The following is a 21317-nucleotide window of genomic DNA, read 5'->3' as shown; positions in this document are numbered from 1 at the left end:
GGCCGGCCGTGAACAGCTGATCGTCGCGCGGGGCCGCTGTGACGGGCCCTTGTGGCGGCGGGCGATCAGAGCGGGTCGCCCCGCTTCGCACAGGCCGGAGGCCCGCAGCATGCGGCGCGGGCGCGTGCGACGTCCAGAGGCGGAGGGCGATGCCCCGGCCCGCCCCGCCGATCGTGTGCCCGGTCCCTCGCGACGGCGGCGCCGTTGGGAGGTGGCACAACGGTGCCGGTGGCACCCGCGCGGTGGCGACGGACCGAACGGTGGTGCTGTCCGGGTCGACAGGGCGACCTCGGCGAGCAGCTCGCCCTGGTCGAGGAGCACGGTGCCGCCCTCGATCCGCCCTCGATCCGGTCGACGACACCTACCGTCGGTAGACGAACCGGCGGCTCACCGTGCGGGGGTCCCGCCACGAGCTCGCCCGCGACATCTGCCGTGGCAAGCGCGGTCAGATCCTGCAGGCGTACCACGAAGGGCAGGAGGACCAGCTCGGCGCGCTCGGTCTCGTCCCCGACGCAGCTGTGCTCTGGCCCCCCGCCACCTGGACGCTGCCGTCGGCTGTCCGCGCACAGCGCCCGCGGGTGAGCGTGAGTACGAGGTCTTGGACGGGGACATCGCCCGCCTGCTCCGCTACGCCGTGCGAACCTCAATGACCTGGGCCGTTACAGCTTCCGTGCCGCCGTCCCCGGCGGCGGTGGTCTGCGGCCGCTGCGGGACCCGGCCACCGGAGGTGCGGACGGGCACGACGAGTAGGCGTGAGCTCGGACATCCGGGCCCGGAACAGGACCGTGACGTACTCGGCAGAGCGGTCACCGGCTGGGCAGTCCGGTGCGTCGCAGCCATGCCTCGACTTCGGTGTTGGCGTCGTTGACCTCTTCGCCGCGTACCGCGAGGCCCTCGCCGATGGTTGCGCCGGGGCAGGAGGCGGCGTAGTCGCGTTCGGTGGTGCCCAGGCCGCTCATGGCGTGGGTGGTGACCGGGTGGACGGTCTTGCCGCGGAAGTCGAGGGCTTCGGTGAACGTCGTCAGGATCATGGGCGCTCGGACGTTCCAGATGGGGCTGGCCAGGATGATGGTGTCGTAGTCGTCGAGGGAGGGGAGGCGGCCGTCGATGGCCGGGCGTGCGTCGGTGTCCTGCTCGCGGACGTTGCGCTTCACGGTGGCGTCGTAGTCGTGCGGGTAGGGGTCGGCGGCCTGGATGCGGTAGGTGTCGCAGGTGATGCGGTCGGCGATCTTGTTGGCGAGCACCTCGGTGTTGCCGACCTTCAGGTCGGTACGGCCGCCGTAGTAGTAGTTCTCGCCCGGGCGGGAGAAGCAGGCCAGCAGGACTCGTTTCGCGTTGCTTCCGCTGGTCGTGGCGGACTGGGAGGCGGTGGGGGTGCCGGACCGCGGTGAGGACGGTGAGCAGCCCGCGAGGTGGGTCGCGCTCAGGGCGGCGCTTGCGGTCAGCAGCGCGCCGCGCAGAACCGTGCGTCGGTCCGGCAGGGCGCCGTGGTGCTGTGGCGTGATCATGGTGGGCGGCTCCCGGTGGACCGTGGAAGCCGGGCGGGCGCCCCGGGCATTCGCCTTGAGGGCACCCGCGGCCGGCGAAGGGCAGGGAGTGAGGCGTTCAGCTGTCCAGGCGGCGCCCAGCGAGCCAGGTGACCATCTCGGGGTCATGGTGGTCGAAGAACAGGGAGCTGCCGGTGTCGAGGGTGGCGACGGCGGCCATCTGCTCGTCGGTGAGCTCGAAGTCGAAGACGTCGAAGTTCTCCGCCATGCGCTCGGCGCGGACGGACTTGGGGATGGCGATGACGCCGCGCTGGGTGAGCCAGCGCAGCACGACCTGGGCGACGGACTTGTCGTACTCCTCGCCGATCTCGGCGAGGAGCGGGTTGGTGAACAGGTCGTTCTTGCCTTCGGCGAAGCCGCCCCAGGACTGCATCTGCACGCCGTGCTCGCGCATGAGGTCCTGGTAGTCGGCGCGCTGGAAGAAGGGGTGGGTCTCGATCTGGTTGACCTGCGGGGCGATCTCGTTGTTGATGATCAGGTCGATGAGCCGGTCGGGGTAGAAGTTGGCGACGCCGATCGCCTTGGCCAGGCCCTCGCGGTTGATTGCTTCCATGGCGCGCCACTGTCCGTAGACGTCGCCGAAGGGCTGGTGCATCAGGTACAGGTCGAGGTGGTCAAGGCCCAGCTTGGTCAGGGACGTCTCGAACGCGCGGCGGGTGTTGTCCTGGGCGGGGGCGTCCTGGACCCACAGCTTGGTGGTGACGAACAGCTCCTCGCGCGCGATGCCACTGGACTTGATGGCGCGGCCGACGGCTTCTTCGTTGCCGTACGCGGCGGCGGTGTCCAGCAGGCGGTAGCCGGCGGACAGGGCCTCGGAGACGGCGCGCTCGGTGTCCTCGGCAGGGATCTGGTAGACGCCGAAGCCGAGGAGCGGCATCTCGACGCCGTTGTTGAGGGTGACGGTCTGCATGAGCGGGATGTCCTTCACTGCGCGGGGGTGGGTGGTCAGGGGCGGAGGAGGGCCTTGAGGACCTGGCGGTCGGCCATGGCCCGGTAGGCGTCCGGAGTCCGGTCGAGAGGGAAGGTCTCGTCGAAGACGCGGCCGGGGGTGATCGTGCCGTCCAGGACGTCGGGCAGCAGCTGCTCGATGTAGGCGCGGGCAGGGCTGGCGCCGCCGGTCAGGGTGATGTTGCGCATGAACTCGGCCGGGCCGATCGGGCCCTGCTCGTACTGCGGGACGCCCAGGCGGCTGATGGTGCCGCCGTCCAGGACCGCGCCCAGCGCGGTGTCGAGGGCCTGGCGGGTGCCGACGGCCTCGATGACCCTGGCCACGCCGCCGGTCAGCTCGCGGATGCGGGCGATTCCCTCCTCGCCGCGCTCGGCGACCACGTCGGTGGCGCCCAACTCACGGCCCAGGCCGGTGCGGGCTTCGTGACGGCCGGCGAGCACGATCCGCTCGGCACCCAGCCGCTTCGCGGCGATCACCGCGCACAGGCCGACCGCGCCGTCCCCGACCACCAGCACGGTGTCGCCGCGGCCGACGCCGGCGGTGACGGCGCCGTGGTGGCCGGTGGTCATCACGTCCGACAGCGCGAGCAGCGACGGCAGCAGCGCGGAGTCGGCGGCCACCGGCAGCTTCACCAGGGTGCCCCCGGCGTAGGGGACGCGGACGGCCTCGCCCTGCCCTCCGTCCACGCCGTCGAAGCCGTACCGGCCGCCGCTGCGGCACGAGATGTGCAGGCCCCTGGCGCAGTAGTCGCAGGTGTTGTCGCTGTAGGTGAACGGGGCGACGACCAGATCCCCGGTCTTCAGGCCGGTCACGTCCGAACCGGTCTCCTCCACGACGCCGAGGAACTCGTGCCCCATGGGGCGACCGGCGCCGGTGGCGGGCATCGAGGCGTAGGGCCACAGGTCGCTGCCGCACACGCAGGAGGCGACGACGCGCACCACGGCGTCGGTGGGCTGAACGATCTTCGGGTCGGGCCGGTCCTCGACGCGGACGTCACCGGCTCCGTACATCACTGCTGCACGCATGAGGGGTTGCTGCTCCAAACGGGGGTCGTGCCGGGGGCTGGGTGTCAGCGTTCGAACATCCGGGCCTGGGCCTCGGTGTGGGTGGCGCCGGCGACGGGCGGCAGGCTGGAGAGCTTGTCGAGCTGCTCGGCGATCAGTTCGCCCACGGCGCCGGCGGTCTCCTCGATCGGTGTGCTCGGGCCGACGCGGTGCTGGTAATACAGGTCGATGTGGTCGGTGCCCAGCCGCTTCAGCGAGCCCTCGACCGCGGTACGGATGTTCGCCGGGGAGGAGTCCAGGTTCCACGCGCCGCCTCCGCCGTGGGAGACCAGGCCGAACTTGGTGGCCAGCACCACCTGGTCCCGGCGGCCCTTCAGCGCCCGCCCGAGCAGCTCCTCGTTGGTGTAGGGGCCGTAGATCTCGGCGGTGTCGATCAGCGTGACGCCCAGCTCCAGGGCACGGTGCACGGTCCGGATCGACTCCGCGTCATCGGTGCCCGAGCCGGTGTAGCCGTGGGACATGCCCATCGTGCCCAGCCCGATCCGGGAACCTCCAGGTCACGCAGCTTGATGTACCGCATCTCGCCCTCTTCCGATCAAGGTGCCGCCTGGTCTTCTTCACTCTTGCCCGACCCGGCAGGCCGTGCCCGTCGAAGTCCGGGCGGGAGCGAAGAAAGCCGACGTCTTGCTCATTCACCTTCATCCGGATTGCTCGGGTGTGGCAGGGCGGGCTCTTCGGGGGTAATGGCAGGGCCCCCCTCCCGTCTGCGGCGCAGCTGCCTAACCGGGTGAAACTGGAGTCATGGCATCCCAGAGCGCGAACAGCGAAGGCGCCGAGCTGGGCCGCTTCCTGCGCGCCCGCCGCACCCAGACCAGTCCCGAGCACGTCGGCCTCACCGTCGGCACCGGCATCCGCCGCACCCCCGGCCTGCGCCGCGAGGAGCTGGCCACCCTCGCCGGCATCAGCATCGACTACTACGTGCGCCTGGAACGCGGCAAGGAGACCCGCCCCAGTCCCGCCGTCCTCGACTCCCTCGCCCGCGCCCTGCACATGGACGACCAGGAACACCAGCACCTGCGCGAGCTCGCCGCCCGCGCCGCCCGCTACGCCCCCGAACCCCCACCGGCCCCGAGCCGCACCGTCCGCCCCCACCTGAAACTGCTGCTGGAGTCGCTGCGCCCGAACCCGGCCTACGTCATCAGCCGCAGCATGGACATGCTCGCCTGGAACCCCGGCGGCCTCGCCCTGTACGCGGGCCTGGACGACTGGCCCGCCAAACACCGCAACCTGGCCCGCTACCTCTTCCTCCACCCGGCCTCGCGCACCCTGTTCACCGACTGGGACCGCCAGATCACCGCCTGCGTCGCCCGCCTGCGCGCCGTCGCCGGCACCGCCCCCGACGCCCCCGACCTGACCAACCTCGTCGGCGAACTCCTCCTCAAGAGCCCCGACTTCGCCCGGCTGTGGGAACGTTACGAAGTGACCGGCCGCAAGCCCGCCCACAAGACGTTCCGGCACCCACAGGTCGGCATGCTCACCCTCACCTCACAGTCACTACACGTCGAAGGCACACCCGGACAGCGCATCGGCGTCTACACCGCCGAACCCGGAACCCCCGACCACGACGCCCTGCTCCTGCTCGACATGACCGCGCCCGTGGCTGCGCCCAGCCAGGAAGCCCCGGCCGTGCAGCCGACGCCGTCGGACGGCACGGCCTGACCACCGAGGGCGACATGGCGGCGCTGACCGCGCTCGGGGCCGTGATCGAGACCTTCGACCCCCATTTCCCGCTCGTGCCCCCGTGACCGGCGGCGCGGGAGCACCCTTACGCCGGGTCGGCGGTGCTCTCCGCCAGCAGGACGGCGGAGCCGATCTCGGTCAGTCGATCGGCGAGGTCCGGACGATCGCCGGAAGCGCCCGTCCGGGCCGCGTTGTCGATGACGGTGAGAACGGCGACGACGGTGATCCTCGCCTCGGCGGGGTCGAGGCCGGGGCGCACCTCGTCGAGGAGTCGCACCCAGAGCCCGAGGTACTCGCGCTGGGTCTGGCGTGCCGCCTTGCGTTCCTTCTCCGGCAGCTGGTCGAGCTCGCCGATCAGCAGACCGATCAGGTGGCTCTGGCCGACGGCGAAGTCGACGTACGAGCGCAGTAGCCGCTCCAGCGTCTCGCGCGGGGTGCCCGCTTCGGAGAGTGCCCGCGCCGTACCGGCGCGGCGCTGCTCGCCGCCCCGCATCACGGCGGCGACCAGCAGGTCGGTCTTGGTGGGGAAGTGCTTGTAGATGCTGGGACCCGTCGCGCCGGCGGCCTCGCCGATGTCGTCGGTGCTCACCGACTGGAAACCCCGCTCGTCGAAGAGCCGGATCGCCTCGACGAGGATCTCCTCGCGCCGGGACATCGCGAGGCCTGCGTATCCGCCCGGCGCCGGGACGGTCCCGGTGGCCGGGCTGGTTCCGAGCCGGCAGTACGCCGCGGCGTGGGCGAGCCGGTACAGCAGCTCCTCGAAGCGGCGGCGGGGGAGCGACGTGCGGTGCCAGGAGACGGAGCCGTACACGGCGAGGACGGACCAGGCCAGCAACTGCCGGTCGGCGTGGTCCAGTTCCGGCCGGGCATGGTGGATCAGCTCGCCGATCGCCTCGGCGACGCCGTTCAGCGCGTGACGCTGTTCCTTGCGGCGCTCCTCCGGCAGGTGGCGTGCTTCGCGCTGCCACAGGACGGCCGACCCGCGGCGGTCCTGGGTCTCGGAAGCGGACCTGCGGAGATAGGTGTCGAGGTCGGGCGCCGCCGCGACGGACGCGGCGACCGCGGCGACGGTGGACTCCACGACGTGGAGCAGCAGGTCGGGCTTGCCGCGGAAGTGCCGGTAGAGCGCCGGGGCGGTGATCCCGACCTCGGTCGCCACGTCGGCCAGCGAGACGTTGTGGTAGCCGCGGGTACGGAAGAGGTCGGCCGCGGCGGAGACGATCCGGGCCTTGCGGTCGGGAGGCCTGCGTGCGGTCCTCCGCCTCGTCCCCTCGGTCTGCATCGCCGCTCGTTCCTCGCTGTCGGTCATCTGGGAAAAGTACCGCACCGGAGCAGTCCGGTGATCACCTGCTCACCCTCATGTCCTCCCTCAAGCCTGCGCGGGAAAGCAGATGCGTACCGGAAAGTGAACTTCTGCTCACTCATGTCTGTCGGTCGGCGAGCCGGTGGGACTCCAGCGCGAACGCCAGGTCGACCACGTCCCGCGGGTGCGCCAGCAGCCGCCCCGTGAGCCGCTCCAGCCGGCGCAGCCGGTTGAGCACGGTGTTGCGGTGGCAGTACAGACGCTTGCCCGCCTCCTCCGTCGAGCCCTGGCAGTCCAGCCACGCCGCCAGCGTGGCCAGCAGGTGGTCGCGCTCCACCGGGTCCCCTTCGAGTACGGGGCCGAGCACCTGGACGGCGAACTCCCGGGCCAGGTCCGGGCGGGCGAGGACGAAAGCCCCGGGCATCCGGTCCGCGAGGCGGGCGAGTTCGCCGTCCGTCGAGCAGCTGTTCAGGGCGAGCTCGGCGAACTCTCGCGCGCGCCCGAGTTCCATGAGGCCGGAGACGACGGTACTGATGCCGCAGCGTCGTCCCGGCGATGCCGGGATCGCCGCGGCGAGGTCTTCGACGGAGCGGTCGCCGAGCAGGGCCACCACGGCCAGGCCGTTCTCCTGGGGGCACCAGTGCAGTTCCATCCCGTCGAGCACCTCGCGGGCGGGATCGGTGACGGAGCGTTCGGCGTCGCTGCCGCGGAGCAGCGCCACCGCGTAGCGGGCGTGCAGCGGAAGGCCGAGCGCGACGGCTATGGCCGACACGCGCGTGACCTCGGTGTACCCCCGCAGCAGGACCTTCAGCAGGGGCAGCTGCTTGCGGCCGTCGTCCTCGGGGAGACGGCCGGCGGCGCGCCGATGGGCCTCGACGACCAGGGCGGTGTCGCGGTCGACCCGGCCCCACACCTCGTTGGCGGCGAACGCCATGAGATGTCCCTGGTCGGGGCAGTCGCGCATGACGAGGCCCACCAGGGTGTCCCAGACCTCGGCGCCGCCGACCCGGTAGGCGTGCAGTACGGCCTGGAGCGGCACGCCCTCCTCGGCCCTCCTGGCGCCGGTGTGCCAGGCGTACTCGCCGGACTCCGCCATGCGGCTCGGCTCGACCATCCCGCCCACGAAGCACTCGAGCGCGGTGTGGGCGGACTCCCGGAGGTCGGGCGGTGCCAGCAGGGGGTTCCCGTAGTAGGAGCTGGCGCTGCGCAGCTCCCTCAGTGCCGACTCGGCGAAGGCCGGGATGCGGGGATGGAGCAGCTCCGCCGCATGGCGCAGCACACGGGCGGCGCCTTCCTTGGAGGGTTCACCGGGGAGCCCGGGCGGCCGGTGGGCCGGGAGTGGGGGCCGTACCGGCAGGCCGGCGTGCGGCTGGTTCATCGTCACCTCCGCGTGAGTCGAACAATGTCAAGTTAGAGAGGAGTCACTCTCGCGTCCAGTGTCAGGTCATATCGATTTGAACCCTTGTTCATGAGGGTTAGGAGTGATTCACTTCCTGCCACATTCGCCCCGCTGCGCAAGGGAGGGCCGTCGTGGCCGTCGAACAGCAGGAATCGCCCGTCTCCGAGTCGGGGGGTGCGGCCCCGGGCCGTACGGCCCATGTGCGGCGCAGGGCGTGGATCGTCCTGGCTCTGCTCGTCTGTCTGATGCTGGTCAACTACGCCGACAAGGTCGTCGTCGGTCTGGCCGGGGTCGGCATGAAGGAGGAGCTGGGCCTCGACGACGCCCGGTTCGGTGTCATCCAGAGCAGCTTCTTCTGGCTCTTCGCCGTCGGCTCCGTCCTCGGTGGCTGGCTCGGCGGAAAGGTGCGGGCGCGCTGGCTCCTCGCCGGCATCGCGGCCCTGTGGGCCCTGAGCCTCGCGCCGATGGCGGCCCAGGTCGGCTTCACCACCGTCGTCGCGTGCCGTGTTCTGCTCGGTTTCGCGGAAGGACCCACCACGGCGCTCGCGATGCAGGTGGCCCACTCGTGGTTCCCGGCGCACCGGCGGGCGGTCCCCAGCTCGATCGTGGTCGCCGGTGCGGGTATCGGCCCGCTGATCGCCGCGCCCGCCCTGACCTGGGTCATCGTCACGCACTCCTGGCACGCCGCCTTCGGGGTTCTCGCCGTCTGCGGCGCCGTGGTCACGGTGCTCTGGCTGGTCGGCGGTGATGCGGGGCCGGAGGACGCGCGGGGCGGTCACGGCCACGGCGTGGCCGAGGTCGCGTCGGCGCTTCCCGAGCGGGTGCCGCTGCGGCGTCTCTTCTCGACCGGGACACTCGTCGGGATGTGCCTGCTGTTCTTCGTCGCCTACGCGAACACCTCGGTCAAGGTCAGCTGGCTGCCGCTCTACCTTCGGGAGGGGCTCGGCTACGACGCCACCACGGCCGGGAACCTGGTCGCGCTTCCGTACCTCGGCTCGGCGGTCGCGGTGATCGCCGTCGGCGTGTTGTCCGCGGCGCTGACCAGGAGGGGTGTGGGGAGCCGCATGACCCGGGGCGTGCTGCCCGGCGCGATGGTCCTGGCCTCCGGCGTGTGCACCATCGCGTTCTCCTCGCTGGACCGTGGTGTGCCGCAGATGGCGCTGCTCGTCCTCGGTTCCTGCCTCAACTCCGCGGGGTACGGGGTCGCCTTCGCCGGGCTCGCCGACGTCGTGCCGGCGAAGCAGCGCGGTGCGGTCTTCGGGATCGTCACCGGCGTCTACAGCCTCGGCGGGGTCGTGGCCCCGCTGGTCGTCGGCCGGCTCGTGGACGGTGGCGACTCCGTCGCGCTCGGATACGGGGACGGCTTCCTGGTCCTCGGCGTGACGATGATCGTCGGCGCGGTCGCCGCGCTGGTGCTGGTCAACCCCGCGCGTGATGCCGCCAAACTCGCCTCTGCGTGAATCATTAAAACCATCTCCATCGACCATAGATGCCCTTGACACCAGCACTCATGCGCAAGAAAGTGAATCTGCAATAACCTAGTGACGGGAGATTCGCATGGGTCGCAGAGTGCTGGTGGCCGGGGTGGGCATGGTTCCGTTCGTCAAGCCCGGCGCAGCCGGGACGTACGACGAGATGGGTGCCGGCGCGGTCCGGGCCGTCCTGGCCGACGCGGGACTGCCCTACGAGCGGATCCAGCAGGTGTACGCCGGGTACGTGTACGGCGACTCCACCTGCGGCCAGCGCGTGGTCTACGGATTCGGCCTGACGGCTGTGCCGGTCGTGAACGTCAACAACAACTGCGCCTCGGGGTCCTCCGCGCTCTGGCTCGCCCGGCAGGCGGTGGAGAGCGGCGCGGTCGACTGCGCCCTCGCCCTCGGCTTCGAACAGATGCCCCCCGGCGCCCTCGGCGCCAAGTGGACCGACCGGCCGAACCCCCTGACGGACTTCTCCGCCGTCCTGAAGGACGTGTACGACGTCGACCCGGCCCTCCCCATGACCCCGCAGTACTTCGGCGCCGCCGGCGTCGAGTACATGGAGAAGTACGGGATGCGGCCGGAGACCTTCGCCAAGGTCTCGGTGAAGGCCAGGCGGCACGCGGCGAACAACCCGTACGCCGTCTTCCGCGACCCGATCACCGAGCGGGACGTACTGGACTCCCCGCACATGGCCGGCCCCCTCACCCGGCTCCAGTGCTGCCCGCCCACCTGCGGCGCCGCCGCCGCGATCGTGTGTTCCGAGGAGTTCGCCCGCAGGCACGGCCTCGAACCGAAGGTCGCCATCGCGGCGCAGGCGCTCCGGTCCGACGCCGCCGGTCTCTTCGACAAGAAGAGCGCGATGTCCCTGGTCGGCACCGATGTGACCCGGGCCGCCGCCGCGGAGGTCTACGAGCGGGCCGGTGTGGACCCGCGCGACATCCGGGTCGTCGAGCTGCACGACTGCTTCACCGTCAACGAGGTCCTCACCTACGAGGGCCTGGGGCTGTGCGCCGAGGGCGGTGCCGAGGAGTTCATCCTCAGCGGCGACAACACCTACGGCGGCCGCGTCGTGACCAACCCGTCCGGCGGCCTGCTCTCCAAGGGCCACCCGCTGGGCGCCACCGGTCTCGCGCAGACCGCCGAGATCACCTGGCAGCTGCGCGGCGACGCGGGAGCCCGCCAGGTCCAGGGCGCGACCCTCGGCCTCCAGCACAACCTCGGCCTCGGCACCGCCGGCGTCGTCACCCTCTTCGAGAAGGTCTCCTGACCCATGGCCATCGACCCCGCCCTCATCGGCAGCCGCACCCCCGCCTTCGTGACCGTGGCCGAGCGCGGCCGGCTCCGCTTCTTCGCCCACGCCACCGGCCAGACGGAGGCGGTCTACTCCGACCCGGAGGCGGCCGAGGCCGCCGGACACCGCGACCTCCCGGTCCCGCCGACGTTCCTGTTCTGCCTGGAGATGGACAACCCCGACCGCGGCAGGTTCCTGACCGACCTCGGCATCGACGTCCGCACCATCCTCCACGGCGGCCAGGAGTTCACCTACCACGCCCCGGCGTACGCCGGAGACGCCCTCACCTTCGTCACCGAGGTGAAGGACGTCTACGCGAAGAAGGGCGGCGCGCTGCAGTTCATCGTGCGCGACACCCACGTGACCCGCGACGGCGCACCGATCGCCACGCTCACCAGCACCCTCGTGGTGCGCGACCCGAAGGCGGACCGGCGATGACCACCCTGAGCACGGGCGACTCGCTCACCCTCCAGGCCCCGAAGATCACCCGCTCCGCGCTCGCCCTGTACGCGGGGGCCTCCGGCGACCACAACCCGGTCCACATCGACACCGACGCCTGCGCGGCGGTCGGCATCCCGGACGTCTTCGCCCACGGCATGCTCTCGATGGCCTACCTCGGGCGACTGCTCACCGACCGGGTGCCCCAGGAGCGCGTCCGCTCCTTCGGCGTCAGGTTCTCCGCGATCACCCCTGTCAACGCCACGCCCGTCTGCACCGGCACGGTCACCCGGGTCGAGGACGGACTCGCCCACCTCGACCTGACGGTCGAGCTGCCCGACGGCACCGTGACCCTCCTGGGCTCCGCCGTCGTCACCGCCACCGACTGACCCTCATCGCAAGGACGTACACCATCATGGGAACCCTGGACGGCAAGGTCGCCGTCGTCTCCGGCTCGGGTCGTGGCATCGGCCGCGAGGTCGCGCTCAAGCTCGCGGCCGAAGGCGCGAGCGTCGTGATCAACGACCTGGACGAAGAGCCTGCCGAGGAGACCGTCGCCGACATCGTCGCCGCCGGCGGCAAGGCCGTCGCCTGCGTCGGCTCCGTCACCGAGGACGACTTCGCCGACCGCTTCGTCACCACCGCGGTCGACGCCTTCGGCGGCCTGGACATCATCGTCAACAACGCGGGCTACACCTGGGACTCGGTCGTCCAGAAGATGACCGACGAGCAGTGGGACGCCATCCTCGACGTCCACCTCAAGGCACCCTTCCGCGTCCTGCGGGCGGCCCAGCCCTACATCAGGGCCAACCCGACCGACTACCACCGCAAGGTCGTCAACATCTCCTCGGTGTCGGGTCAGTACGGCAACCCGGGCCAGGCCAACTACTCCGCCGCCAAGGCGGGCGTCATCGGTCTCACCAAGACCATGGCCAAGGAGTGGGGGCGCTACAAGGTCAACGTCAACGCCGTCGCGTACGGCTTCATCCTGACCCGGATGACCGAGGCGACCGCCGACGACGAGGCGTTCGTCGAGATCGAGGGCCGGAGGATCAAGGTCGGCGTCAGCCCGCAGATCGCCGCGGCCGTCGCCCGTACCAACCCCTTCGGCCGCCCCGGCACCCCGGCGGAGGCCGCGGGCGCCGTGTACCTGCTGTGCACGCCGGAGGCCGACTACATCAGCGCCCAGGTCGTGACCGTCGACGGCGGCTCCCGCTGACCACCCCTCATCCACGCAACGGGCAACGACAGCAACGACAGCAACGACAGCAACGACAGGACCGACACATGAAGCGCACCCTCTACACCCAGGAGCACGAGGACTTCAGGGCGATGATCCGGGACTTCATCGCCAAGGAGGTGAAGCCCCACTTCGAGCGGTGGGAGCGGGACAACCTCGTCGACCGCGACCTCTTCCGCAAGCTCGGAGCGCTCGGAGTGATGGGCTTCGACATCCCCGAAGAGCTCGGCGGCGCCGGCGAGACCAGCTACAAGTACCAGGTGATCATCAACGAGGAGTGCGCACGCGCCGCCGTCTCCTTCGGCCACTACGGCGTGTCCACCGGCATCGTCCTGCCGTACCTGCTGGACCTCGCGAGCGACGAGCAGAAGAAGCGCTGGCTCCCGGGCGTCGCCTCCGGCGACATCATGCTGTGCATCGCGATGACCGAGCCGGGCACCGGCTCCGACCTCGCGGGGATCCGCACCACGGCCAGGCTCTCCGAGGACGGCACCCACTACGTCCTCAACGGTTCCAAGACCTTCATCACCGGTGCCCGCAACTCCGAACTGTGCGTCGTCGCGGCCCGTACCGCCCCGGCCACCGCGGAGGACCGCCGCCACGGCCTCAGCCTCCTGGTCGTCCCGACCGACAGCGAGGGCTTCGGGTACGGCCGCAAGCTGGACAAGATCGGGCTGCGCTCCTCCGACACTTCCGAACTTTCCTTCACCGAGGTCCGGGTGCCGGTCGAGAACCTGCTCGGCGAGCAGGACAGGGGCTTCTCCTACCTCGGCCGGAACCTGCCCCGCGAGCGGCTCTCCATCGGCGTGGGCGCCGTCGCCACGGCCACGGCCGCGATCGAGTTCGCCCGGGAGTACGTCACGGAGCGCCAGGTCTTCGGCAAGCCGGTGGCCGCCTTCCAGAACACCAAGTTCGTGCTCGCCGAGTGCGCCGCCGAGGTGGAGGCCCTCCAGGCCCTCGTCGACAGGGGCATCGAACTCGACGACACCGGAGAACTGACCGGCGCGGACGCGGCGAAGATCAAGCTCTTCGGCACCGAGGTCGCGGGCCGCGTCATCGACAAGTGCCTCCAGCTGCACGGCGGTTACGGCTACATGCTGGAGTACCCGATCGCCCGCCTGTACGCGGACACCCGCGTCTCGCGGATCTACGGCGGCACCAGCGAGGTCATGAAGACCATCATCGCCAAGGACCTGGGCCTGTGACGGCGGGCCCCGCCGGCCCGCTGGCCGGCATCCGTGTCGTCGAGCTCGGCGGCATCGGACCCGGTCCCTTCGCCGGCATGCTCCTGGCCGACCAGGGCGCCGAGGTCATTCGCGTCGACCGGCCCGCCGAGGCCGGCACCGCGTCGAAGCACCCGATCCTGCACCGGGGCCGCCGCTCCGTCGCGCTGGACCTGAAGGATCCGGCGGACGTCGAGGCCGTCCTCGCCCTCGTCGACACCGCCGACGCCCTCATCGAGGGGTTCCGCCCGGGCGTGGCCGAGCGCCTGGGGCTCGGGCCGGACGTCTGCCTGGCCCGCAACCCCAAGCTCGTCTACGGCAGGATGACCGGCTGGGGCCAGGACGGCCCGCTCGCCCAGGCTCCCGGCCACGACATCAACTACATCGCCGTCGCGGGCGCGCTCGGGGCGATGGGCGGCGCGGACGAGAATCCGCCCGTCCCGCTGAACCTCGTCGGCGACATGGGCGGCGGCGGCATGCTGCTGGCCCTCGGCATCACCACCGCGCTGGTCAGCGCCGGGCGTACGGGCGAGGGCCAGGTCGTCGACGCCGCCATGACCGACGGCACGGCGGTCCAGCTCGCCCTCGTCCACGGCCTGCTCGCGGTGGGCCGCTGGGAGGACGCGCGCGGTGTCAACCTCTTCGACGGCGGTGCCCCCTTCTACCGCACCTACCGCACCTCCGACGGCGGCCACATGGCCGTCGGCAGCGTCGAGCCGCAGTTCTACGCGTCTCTGCTGCGGGTCCTCGGGCTCGCAGGCGACCCGCTGTTCGCCAAGCAGCACGACCGGGGCAGTTGGCCCGCCATGCGGGCACGGCTGGAGGGGATCTTCGCCGGACGGAGCCGCGAGGAGTGGACCACCGTCTTCGACGGCACGGAGTCCTGCGTCACGCCGGTGTACGGACTGACCGAGGCGGCCGCGCACCCGCACAACCTGGCGCGCGGCACGTACTACACCGAAGGCGGCGTGCTCCAGCCCGCCCCCGCCCCGCGCTTCCGGGGCACCCCGGCGGGCACGCCGCGGCCTGCGCCGGTGGTCGGGGCGCACACCCGGGAGGTCCTGGCGGAGATCGGTCTCGTGCGGTGATGTGAGGGGGCGTGACGAGCGCGCGGAGAGGGGGTGCTGCCGGTGGCAGCACCCCCTCTCCGTGACGTCCGGTGCTTCAGAGGAGTTCGAGGACCGTCGCGTTGGCCATGCCGCCGGCCTCGCACATGGCCTGGAGGCCGTAACGGATGCCGTTGTCCCGCATGTGGTGGACCAGCGTCGTCATCAGGCGCGCGCCGGATCCGCCGAGCGGGTGGCCGATCGCCATCGCCCCGCCGAGCGGGTTCATCAGCGCGTAGTCCGCGCCGGTCTCCCGCAGCCAGGCCAGGGTGACCGGGGCGAACGCCTCGTTGATCTCGAAGGCGCCGATGTCGCCGATCGACAGTCCCGCGCGCTTGAGGGCCTTGGCGGTGGCCGGGGCCGGTCCCAGGGCCATGGTGACCGGGTCGACGCCGGCGAGGACGGCGGTGTGGACGCGGGCGATCGGGGTCCAGCCGTTGCGACGGGCGATCTCGCTCGTGGTGATGAGCAGCGCGGCGGCGCCGTCGGAGATCTGAGAGGAGTTGGCGGCGCTCACCACGCCGTCCTCCTTGAACGGGGTCTTCAGCGTCGCGAGCTTCTCCAGGGTCGACCCGCGTCGCACCCCCTCGTCGGTGTCGAAGACGCGCACGGTGCCGTCCGGGCCGGTGACGGTGACCGGGGAGATCTGGGCGGTGAAGCGGCCCTCGTCGACGGCCCGGGCGGCCCGCTCGTGCGAGTCCAGGGCGTGCTGGTCGAGCTGTTCACGGGTGAACCCGTACCGCTCGGCGATCAGTTCGGCGCCGACGCCCTGGTCGAAGGTGCCACCGCCGGGGAAGTAGCGGTCGAGCACGAGCGGCCCGTACGCCCTTCCGGCACCCGGGACGTCCCGGGCCGATCCCATCGGGACCCGGCTCATCGACTCGACGCCTCCGGCCACGGCGATGTCGTACTGGCCCGCGGTGACCAGCCCCGCGGCGAAGTGCACCGACTGCTGGGAGGAGCCGCAGGCGCGCGAGACGGAGACGCCGGGCACGGACTCGGGCCAGCCGGCCGCCAGCGCCGCGAAGCGTCCGACGACGCCCGACTGCTCGCCGACCTGGGAGACGGTGCCCCAGACGACGTCGTCGACGGAGGCCGGGTCGAGACCGTTGCGCTCGACGAGAGCGGTCAGGACATGGGCGGAGAGATCGACGGCATGGATGCCGGAGAGGGCGCCTCCCCGCTTTCCGACGGGGGTTCGCACGGCGTCCACGATCACTGCGTCACGCATGGGCTGCTCCTGGAAGAGGGGTGGAGGGCGCCCGCGCCCGGGCGCGAGTTACTTCAAGTTATTTCAGGCTAACCTTGATGTCCAGGGTTGAGTTGGGATCCGGATCCCCTTGACATGGGGGTAAGGGAACGTAAAAGTGAAAACTGGCTAACCCGAGAGCAAGAGAGAGGCAGCCATGCCGCGCACGGTTTTCAACGAGGAGCACGAGGCGTTCCGGCAGATGGTCCGGGACTTCCTCGCCAAGGAAGCGGTTCCGCACCTGCAGGACTGGGTCGAGGCCAAGGCCGTCTCCCGCGACTTCTACCGCAAGCTCGGCGCGCTCGGCCTGCTCGGCATGGAGGTGCCGGAGGAGTACGGGGGCGGCGCCCAGAGCGGACACCACTTCGGTGCCGTGCTCGCGGAGGAGGTCGCCCGCGCCGGGGCCACCATCGGCACCGCGATGACGCACTCCAACATCATCCTGCCGTACCTCCTGCACTTCGGGACCGAGGAGCAGAAGCGGCGCTGGGTCCCCGGCTGCGTCTCCGGCGACCTCATGCTCTCCATCGCGATGACCGAGCCCGGTACCGGCTCCGACCTCGCCGGCATCCAGACGAAGGCCGTCCTGTCCGAGGACGGCACCCACTACGTCCTCAACGGCGCCAAGACCTTCATCACCGGCGGCACGCAGTGCGACCTGGTCCTGGTGGTCTGCCGCACGTCCCCCGCCCCCGCGGACAACCGCCGCAAGGGCCTGTCGATCCTGGTCGTCGAGACCAAGAGCGAGGGCTTCGCGGTCGGCCGCAGCCTGGACAAGATCGGCCTGCACGCCTCCGACACCGCCGAGCTCTCCTTCACCGACGTGAGGGTGCCGGTGGAGAACCTGCTCGGCGAGCAGGACGAGGGCTTCTTCTACCTCGGCCGCAACCTCGCGCGCGAGCGCCTCGTGATCGCCGTCCAGGCGGCGGCCGCCGCCGAGGCCGCGGTGGCCTTCGCCAAGGACTACACCCGGGACCGCCAGGTCTTCGGCAAGCCCGTGGCCGCCTTCCAGAACACCAAGTTCGCGCTCGCCGAGTGCGCCACCGAGGTCGAGGCCGCCAAGCTCATGGCGTACGAGGCCCTGGAACGCGACGCGCGGGGCGAGCTGTCCGCCGACTACGCGGCCATGGCGAAGCTGCTGTGCACCGAGACCGCGAGCCGCGTCATCGACAAGTGCCTCCAGCTGCACGGCGGTTACGGCTACATGCTGGAGTACCCCATCGCCCGCCTGTACGCCGACACCCGCGTCATGCGGATCTACGGCGGCACCAGCGAGGTCATGAAGACCATCATCGCCAAGTCCATCGGCCTCTGAGCAGCTCCCCCGAACCCGACTTCGACCTCGAGAACGGAAACCTCACCATGCAGATCAACGGAGTCTCCGCCGTCATCACCGGTGGCGCGTCGGGCCTCGGCCTCGCCACCGCCACGCGCCTCGTCGACCAGGGCGCCCACGTGGTCCTGCTCGACCTGCCCACCTCCGCCGGCGAACAGGTCGCCAAGGAGCTCGGCGACCGCGCCGCCTTCGTCGCCGGCGACGTCCGCAGCGCCGACGACGCGGCCCGCGCGGTGGCGACCGCCGCCGCCATGGCACCCCTGCGCATCACGGTCAACTGCGCCGGCCTCGGCAAGGGCGGCCGGACCGTCGGCCGCGACGGCACGCCCTACGCCCTGGAGGACTTCGAGTTCGTCGTCGGCGTCAACCTGATCGGCACCTTCAACGTGCTGCGCCTCGCCGCCGCCGAGATGGCGAGGACCGACGAGGTCGACGGCGAGCGCGGCGTCATCATCAACACCGCCTCCGCCGCCGCCTTCGAGGGCCAGATCGGCCAGTGCGCCTACTCCGCCTCCAAGGGCGGCATCGTCGGCATGACCCTGCCGATCGCCCGGGACCTCGCAGCGGCGAAGATCCGCGTGGTCACCATCGCCCCGGGTCTCTTCTCCACTCCGCTGCTCAACAAGAAGCCGCAGGAGTTCCTCGACGCGCTCGGCGCCCAGGTCCCGCACCCCTCCCGGCTCGGCGACCCCGCCGAGTACGCCCACCTGGCGACTTCGATCATCGAGAACCCCATGCTCAACGGCGAGACGATCCGCCTCGACGGCGCCATCCGCATGGCCCCGAAGTAGACCGTCCCCCTCCGACTGCCCCAGGGAGCAACCGTGCCCACCACCCACCCCGCCCCGAAGGTCGCCATCGTCACCGGCGCCGCCCGTGGCATCGGCGCGGCGATCGCCGCCCGCCTCGCCCGGGACGGCTTCGCCGTCGCGGTCCTCGACCTCGACGAGGCCGCCTGCGCCAAGACCGTCGAGACCGTCGAGAAGGAGGGCGGACGCGCCCTCGCCGTCGGCTGTGACGTCTCGGACTCCGAGCAGGTCGAGGCGGGTGTCGCCCGCGTCGCGGCCGAACTCGGCGCCCCCACCGTCCTGGTGAACAACGCCGGCATCATCCGGGACAACCTCGTCTTCAAGATGACCGACCGGGACTTCGACTCGGTCATCGGCGTCCATCTGCGCGGCGCCTTCCTGATGGCGCGCGCCGTGCAGCGCCACCAGACCGCCGCCGGCTGGGGCCGAACCGTCAACCTGTCCTCGTCCGCCGCCCTCGGCAACCGCGGCCAGTCGAACTACTCGTCCGCCAAGGCGGGCCTGATGGGCCTCACCAAGACCCTGGCCATCGAACTCGGCCCCTTCGGCGTGACCGTCAACTGCGTGGCTCCCGGCTTCATCGCCACCGAGATGACCGAGGCCACCGCCGAGCGGATGGGCATCACCTTCGAGGAGTTCACCGAGCGCTACGCCAAGACCATCCCGGTGCGCCGGGGAGGTCGCCCCGAGGACATCGCGCAGGCGGTCTCCTTCTTCGTCCGCGAGGAGGCCGGGTTCGTCAACGGCCAGATCCTCTACGTCGCCGGCGGCCCGAAGGGCTGACCTCCCGGCGCGGGGCCGACCGGCCCCGCACGTCCCCCGCAGCCGCCCCCCTGCCCACGACGATGGAGGGAATCCCTCATGGGCCTGCATCTGCCCGACGCCATCCGTCTGCACGCGACGGAGCGCGGCTCCTCCACCGCACTCAGCTGCGAAGGCGGAACCGTCGGCTACGCCGAACTCGACTCCCGCAGCAACCGGATCGCCCGTGCGCTGCTCGCCGAGACGGCCGCCGGGTCCCGTATAGGCTTCCTCGCCCGCACCCGTAACGAGGCGGGCGAGATCCTGGTCGGCGCGGCCAAGGCCGGACTGGTCACCGTGCCCCTCAACTGGCGCCTGGCAGTGGGCGAGCTGACCGCCGTGGCCCAGGACGCCGAGCTGACGGTCCTGCTGGTGGAACCCGAGTTCCGTGCCGCGGCCGACGCCGTGCGCGCGGTCCTTCCCGGGCTGCGGCTGATCGTCATCGGCCCCTCCGAGGAGCCGGACGTGCCCGCGTACGAGACCTGGCTGGCCGCCCACCCCGACGACGACCCCGGCCGGGGCACCGGCTCGGACGCCGACGAGGTGTTCCTGCAGATCTACACCTCCGGCACCACCGGCGTCCCCAAGGGCGTCCTGCTCACGCACGGCAACTTCTACGCCGACACGACGGAGCTGGAGGAGTACCTCTGGGAGCCCGGGTCGGTCGCGCTCAACGCCCTGCCGATGTTCCACATCGGAGGGCTCGGCTGGCTGCGCGTGGCGCTCACCGCCGGCGCCACCAGCCTGATGTTCCCGGACTTCACCCCCGACGCGGCGGCCGAGACCATCGAGCGGGAGGGCGTCACCCACGCCTTCCTCGTTCCCTCGGTCCTGCACCTGCTCACCGAGCTGCCCGGCATCGAGAACCGCGACTTCTCCCGCCTCACCCTCATCACGTACGGCTCCGCGCCCATCACCCCCGTACTGCTGCGCCGCTCGATGGCCCTCTTCGGCTGCCACTTCATGGGCAAGTACGGACTCACCGAGGGCGGCGGCACGGTCACCCAGCTCCCGCCGGAGGACCACCGACCGGACGGCCCCGAGCAGCACCTGCTCACCTCGGTCGGCAGGCCCCGCCGCGGAGTCGACGTCGTGATCGCCGACCCCGAGACGGGCAGGCCGGTTCCGGCCGGGACCGTCGGCGAGATCCGCGTCCGCTCCCGCCACAACACGCCCGGCTACTGGAACCGGCCCGAGGAGACCCGGGCGCTGTACGACTCCGAGGGCCTGCTGTGCACCGGGGACGGCGGCCACCTCGACGCGGACGGCTACCTCTTCCTCACCGACCGCATCAAGGACATGATCGTCAGCGGCGGCGAGAACGTGTACCCCACCGAGGTCGAGTCCGTGCTCGCCGAGCATCCGGCGGTGTCCGAGGTCGCGGTCGTGGGCCTCCCCGACCCGGTGTGGGGCGAGGCCGTCACCGCCGTCGTGGTCCTGCGCCCCGGCGCGGACCGCCCGACCGAGCGGGAGCTCGTCGACTTCACCCGGGACCGGATCGCCTCGTACAAGAAGCCCCGCCGCGTCCACTTCGTCGACGCGCTGCCCCGCAACCCCAACGGCAAGGTCCTCAAGCGCGAGCTTCGCGCCCGAATGCACTAGAGAAAGGGACGGCGATGGCCGATCTCGAGTACACGGTCCGCGACGGGATCGCGACCATCCTCCTCAACCGCCCCGAGCGCAAGAACGCCTTCACCATCGACATGGTGCACGCCTGGGCCGACGCCCTGACGGACGCCCAGATCGACCCCGCCGTCCGCGTCATCGTCGTCACCGGCGCGGGCGACTCCTTCTGCTCCGGAGTGGACCTCTCCGCCTTCAAGGGGGAGGAACGGGCGCCACTGGGGGAGAAGGAGCTGCTGACGCAGAACGTGCACCGCGTCGCGCTCGCCCTGGAAGACGTCGACAAGCCGGTCATCGCGGCCGTCACCGGTCCTGCCGTCGGCGCCGGGATGGACATGGCGCTCCTGTGCGACCTGCGCTTCGCCGGACGCGGAGCCCGCTTCTCCGAGGGCTACATCAAGGTCGGCCTCGTCCCGGGCGACGGCGGCTGCTGGCTCCTGCCCCGGGCCGTCGGCACCTCCACCGCGCTGCGGATGCTGTGGACCGGCGACTTCGTCGGCGCCGAAGAGGCCCTGCGCATCGGCCTGGTGGACGAGGTGCACGAGGACGAGGACCTGATGGACGCGGTGTACGCGTACGCCGCCCGGCTCGCCGAACGGCCGCCGGTCGCGATCCGCACCATCAAGCGCGCCGTCCGCCAGGGCGCACGCCACGACCTGCGGACCGCGCTCGACCTGATCTCCTCCCACATGGCCGTCATCACCTCCACCCAGGACTCGCAGGAGGCGTACGCAGCCTTCCAGGAGAAGCGTCCCGGCGTCTTCACCGGCCGCTGACCCCG

Annotated in this window: 19 protein-coding genes and 2 pseudogenes; 14 read left to right on the top strand and 7 right to left on the bottom strand. The window is 71.3% G+C overall.

Features of this window, described 5'->3' with window-relative positions; genetic code table 11:
- Nucleotides 1–341: 341 nt before the first annotated feature.
- Nucleotides 342–750 (top strand): annotated as a pseudogene (locus ACIQFX_RS15940) (Tn3 family transposase); the annotation flags it as partial.
- Nucleotides 751–806: 56 nt separating this feature from the next.
- Here ACIQFX_RS15940 and ACIQFX_RS15935 read toward each other — a convergent pair.
- The 4 genes and pseudogenes from ACIQFX_RS15935 to ACIQFX_RS15920 all read right to left on the bottom strand — a co-directional run.
- The gene (locus tag ACIQFX_RS15935) at nt 807–1508 is read right to left on the bottom strand and encodes a flavodoxin (RefSeq protein ID WP_402463250.1); all 702 of its coding nucleotides are present in this window, start codon (nt 1506–1508) and stop codon (nt 807–809) included.
- Between the two features lie 97 nt (nt 1509–1605).
- Nucleotides 1606–2457, bottom strand: coding sequence for an aldo/keto reductase (locus ACIQFX_RS15930; RefSeq protein WP_401902808.1), 852 nt, complete (start codon nt 2455–2457; stop codon nt 1606–1608).
- 35 nt (nt 2458–2492) lie between these two features.
- Nucleotides 2493–3521 carry an alcohol dehydrogenase catalytic domain-containing protein gene (locus ACIQFX_RS15925; RefSeq protein WP_402463247.1) on the bottom strand — a complete coding sequence of 343 codons (1029 nt, stop codon included), beginning with the start codon at nt 3519–3521 and terminating at the stop codon, nt 2493–2495.
- Nucleotides 3522–3646: 125 nt separating this feature from the next.
- Nucleotides 3647–4080: pseudogene (locus ACIQFX_RS15920) on the bottom strand (aldo/keto reductase); the annotation flags it as partial.
- A gap of 221 nt (nt 4081–4301) precedes the next feature.
- Here ACIQFX_RS15920 and ACIQFX_RS15915 point away from each other — a divergent pair.
- The gene (locus tag ACIQFX_RS15915) at nt 4302–5219 is read left to right on the top strand and encodes a helix-turn-helix transcriptional regulator (protein ID WP_402463244.1); all 918 of its coding nucleotides are present in this window, start codon (nt 4302–4304) and stop codon (nt 5217–5219) included.
- 106 nt (nt 5220–5325) lie between these two features.
- Here ACIQFX_RS15915 and ACIQFX_RS15910 read toward each other — a convergent pair whose 3' ends face one another.
- Nucleotides 5326–6549: a TetR/AcrR family transcriptional regulator gene (locus ACIQFX_RS15910; RefSeq protein WP_402463241.1), complete on the bottom strand. Its 1224-nt coding sequence runs from the start codon at nt 6547–6549 to the stop codon at nt 5326–5328.
- 112 nt (nt 6550–6661) lie between these two features.
- The gene (locus tag ACIQFX_RS15905) at nt 6662–7921 is read right to left on the bottom strand and encodes a PucR family transcriptional regulator (RefSeq protein ID WP_402463238.1); all 1260 of its coding nucleotides are present in this window, start codon (nt 7919–7921) and stop codon (nt 6662–6664) included.
- 152 nt (nt 7922–8073) lie between these two features.
- Between ACIQFX_RS15905 and ACIQFX_RS15900 the strand changes: the two genes are divergently transcribed.
- The 7 genes from ACIQFX_RS15900 to ACIQFX_RS15870 all read left to right on the top strand — a co-directional run bounded on the left by ACIQFX_RS15900 (nt 8074) and on the right by ACIQFX_RS15870 (nt 14700).
- Nucleotides 8074–9402: an MFS transporter gene (locus ACIQFX_RS15900; RefSeq protein ID WP_402463235.1), complete on the top strand. Its 1329-nt coding sequence runs from the start codon at nt 8074–8076 to the stop codon at nt 9400–9402.
- 97 nt (nt 9403–9499) lie between these two features.
- Nucleotides 9500–10687 (top strand): lipid-transfer protein, encoded by a 1188-nt coding sequence (locus tag ACIQFX_RS15895; RefSeq protein WP_402463232.1) that lies wholly within the window; start codon nt 9500–9502, stop codon nt 10685–10687.
- Between the two features lie 3 nt (nt 10688–10690).
- Entirely contained in the window at nt 10691–11149 is a 459-nt protein-coding gene (locus ACIQFX_RS15890) for a MaoC family dehydratase N-terminal domain-containing protein (RefSeq protein ID WP_402463229.1), read from the top strand.
- Nucleotides 11146–11538, top strand: a complete 393-nt coding sequence (locus tag ACIQFX_RS15885; protein WP_402463225.1) for a MaoC/PaaZ C-terminal domain-containing protein — start codon at nt 11146–11148, stop codon at nt 11536–11538. Before ACIQFX_RS15890 ends, ACIQFX_RS15885 begins: the two co-directional genes overlap by 4 nt.
- Nucleotides 11539–11564: 26 nt before the next feature.
- Nucleotides 11565–12368, top strand: coding sequence for an SDR family NAD(P)-dependent oxidoreductase (locus tag ACIQFX_RS15880; protein ID WP_402463222.1), 804 nt, complete (start codon nt 11565–11567; stop codon nt 12366–12368).
- A gap of 68 nt (nt 12369–12436) precedes the next feature.
- On the top strand, nt 12437–13594 hold the full coding sequence (locus ACIQFX_RS15875) for an acyl-CoA dehydrogenase family protein (protein WP_402463219.1): 1158 nt from the start codon (nt 12437–12439) through the stop codon (nt 13592–13594).
- Entirely contained in the window at nt 13591–14700 is a 1110-nt protein-coding gene (locus ACIQFX_RS15870; RefSeq protein ID WP_402463216.1) for a CaiB/BaiF CoA transferase family protein, read from the top strand. The genes ACIQFX_RS15875 and ACIQFX_RS15870 overlap by 4 nt, the downstream gene beginning before the upstream one ends.
- Before the next feature lie 76 nt (nt 14701–14776).
- Here ACIQFX_RS15870 and ACIQFX_RS15865 read toward each other — a convergent pair whose 3' ends face one another.
- On the bottom strand, nt 14777–15949 hold the full coding sequence (locus ACIQFX_RS15865) for a thiolase family protein (protein ID WP_402463213.1): 1173 nt from the start codon (nt 15947–15949) through the stop codon (nt 14777–14779).
- Nucleotides 15950–16124: 175 nt separating this feature from the next.
- On the opposite strand from ACIQFX_RS15865, the gene ACIQFX_RS15860 reads away from it, so the two are divergent.
- From ACIQFX_RS15860 to ACIQFX_RS15840, 5 genes are all read left to right on the top strand, one after another.
- Nucleotides 16125–17282 (top strand): acyl-CoA dehydrogenase family protein, encoded by a 1158-nt coding sequence (locus ACIQFX_RS15860; protein WP_402463210.1) that lies wholly within the window; start codon nt 16125–16127, stop codon nt 17280–17282.
- Nucleotides 17283–17329: 47 nt separating this feature from the next.
- Nucleotides 17330–18094: an SDR family NAD(P)-dependent oxidoreductase gene (locus tag ACIQFX_RS15855; RefSeq protein WP_399524011.1), complete on the top strand. Its 765-nt coding sequence runs from the start codon at nt 17330–17332 to the stop codon at nt 18092–18094.
- Between the two features lie 33 nt (nt 18095–18127).
- A complete protein-coding gene (locus ACIQFX_RS15850; protein WP_402463206.1) occupies nt 18128–18895 on the top strand; it encodes an SDR family oxidoreductase in 768 nt (255 codons plus the stop codon).
- A gap of 78 nt (nt 18896–18973) precedes the next feature.
- Nucleotides 18974–20515 (top strand): AMP-binding protein, encoded by a 1542-nt coding sequence (locus tag ACIQFX_RS15845; protein WP_402463203.1) that lies wholly within the window; start codon nt 18974–18976, stop codon nt 20513–20515.
- Between the two features lie 14 nt (nt 20516–20529).
- Nucleotides 20530–21312, top strand: coding sequence for an enoyl-CoA hydratase/isomerase family protein (locus ACIQFX_RS15840; RefSeq protein WP_399524014.1), 783 nt, complete (start codon nt 20530–20532; stop codon nt 21310–21312).
- Nucleotides 21313–21317: the final 5 nt, after the last annotated feature.

Source organism: Streptomyces sp. NPDC093089 (assembly GCF_044754405.1).
In the GTDB taxonomy this organism is placed as follows: domain Bacteria; phylum Actinomycetota; class Actinomycetes; order Streptomycetales; family Streptomycetaceae; genus Streptomyces.
The sequence above is the reverse complement of the archived record's forward strand: the minus strand, read 5'-3'. Positions and strand labels throughout refer to the sequence as shown.

What these genes read in the sequence shown, in the direction of transcription:
- ACIQFX_RS15935 (WP_402463250.1), bottom strand. Translation starts at nt 1,508, where the DNA reads ATGATCACGCCACAGCACCACGGCGCCCTGCCGGACCGACGCACGGTT.
- ACIQFX_RS15930 (WP_401902808.1), bottom strand. Translation starts at nt 2,457, where the DNA reads ATGCAGACCGTCACCCTCAACAACGGCGTCGAGATGCCGCTCCTCGGC.
- ACIQFX_RS15925 (WP_402463247.1), bottom strand. Translation starts at nt 3,521, where the DNA reads ATGCGTGCAGCAGTGATGTACGGAGCCGGTGACGTCCGCGTCGAGGAC.
- ACIQFX_RS15915 (WP_402463244.1), top strand. Translation starts at nt 4,302, where the DNA reads ATGGCATCCCAGAGCGCGAACAGCGAAGGCGCCGAGCTGGGCCGCTTC.
- ACIQFX_RS15910 (WP_402463241.1), bottom strand. Translation starts at nt 6,549, where the DNA reads ATGACCGACAGCGAGGAACGAGCGGCGATGCAGACCGAGGGGACGAGG.
- ACIQFX_RS15905 (WP_402463238.1), bottom strand. Translation starts at nt 7,921, where the DNA reads ATGAACCAGCCGCACGCCGGCCTGCCGGTACGGCCCCCACTCCCGGCC.
- ACIQFX_RS15895 (WP_402463232.1), top strand. Translation starts at nt 9,500, where the DNA reads ATGGGTCGCAGAGTGCTGGTGGCCGGGGTGGGCATGGTTCCGTTCGTC.
- ACIQFX_RS15890 (WP_402463229.1), top strand. Translation starts at nt 10,691, where the DNA reads ATGGCCATCGACCCCGCCCTCATCGGCAGCCGCACCCCCGCCTTCGTG.
- ACIQFX_RS15885 (WP_402463225.1), top strand. Translation starts at nt 11,146, where the DNA reads ATGACCACCCTGAGCACGGGCGACTCGCTCACCCTCCAGGCCCCGAAG.
- ACIQFX_RS15880 (WP_402463222.1), top strand. Translation starts at nt 11,565, where the DNA reads ATGGGAACCCTGGACGGCAAGGTCGCCGTCGTCTCCGGCTCGGGTCGT.
- ACIQFX_RS15875 (WP_402463219.1), top strand. Translation starts at nt 12,437, where the DNA reads ATGAAGCGCACCCTCTACACCCAGGAGCACGAGGACTTCAGGGCGATG.
- ACIQFX_RS15865 (WP_402463213.1), bottom strand. Translation starts at nt 15,949, where the DNA reads ATGCGTGACGCAGTGATCGTGGACGCCGTGCGAACCCCCGTCGGAAAG.
- ACIQFX_RS15860 (WP_402463210.1), top strand. Translation starts at nt 16,125, where the DNA reads ATGCCGCGCACGGTTTTCAACGAGGAGCACGAGGCGTTCCGGCAGATG.
- ACIQFX_RS15855 (WP_399524011.1), top strand. Translation starts at nt 17,330, where the DNA reads ATGCAGATCAACGGAGTCTCCGCCGTCATCACCGGTGGCGCGTCGGGC.
- ACIQFX_RS15845 (WP_402463203.1), top strand. Translation starts at nt 18,974, where the DNA reads ATGGGCCTGCATCTGCCCGACGCCATCCGTCTGCACGCGACGGAGCGC.
- ACIQFX_RS15840 (WP_399524014.1), top strand. Translation starts at nt 20,530, where the DNA reads ATGGCCGATCTCGAGTACACGGTCCGCGACGGGATCGCGACCATCCTC.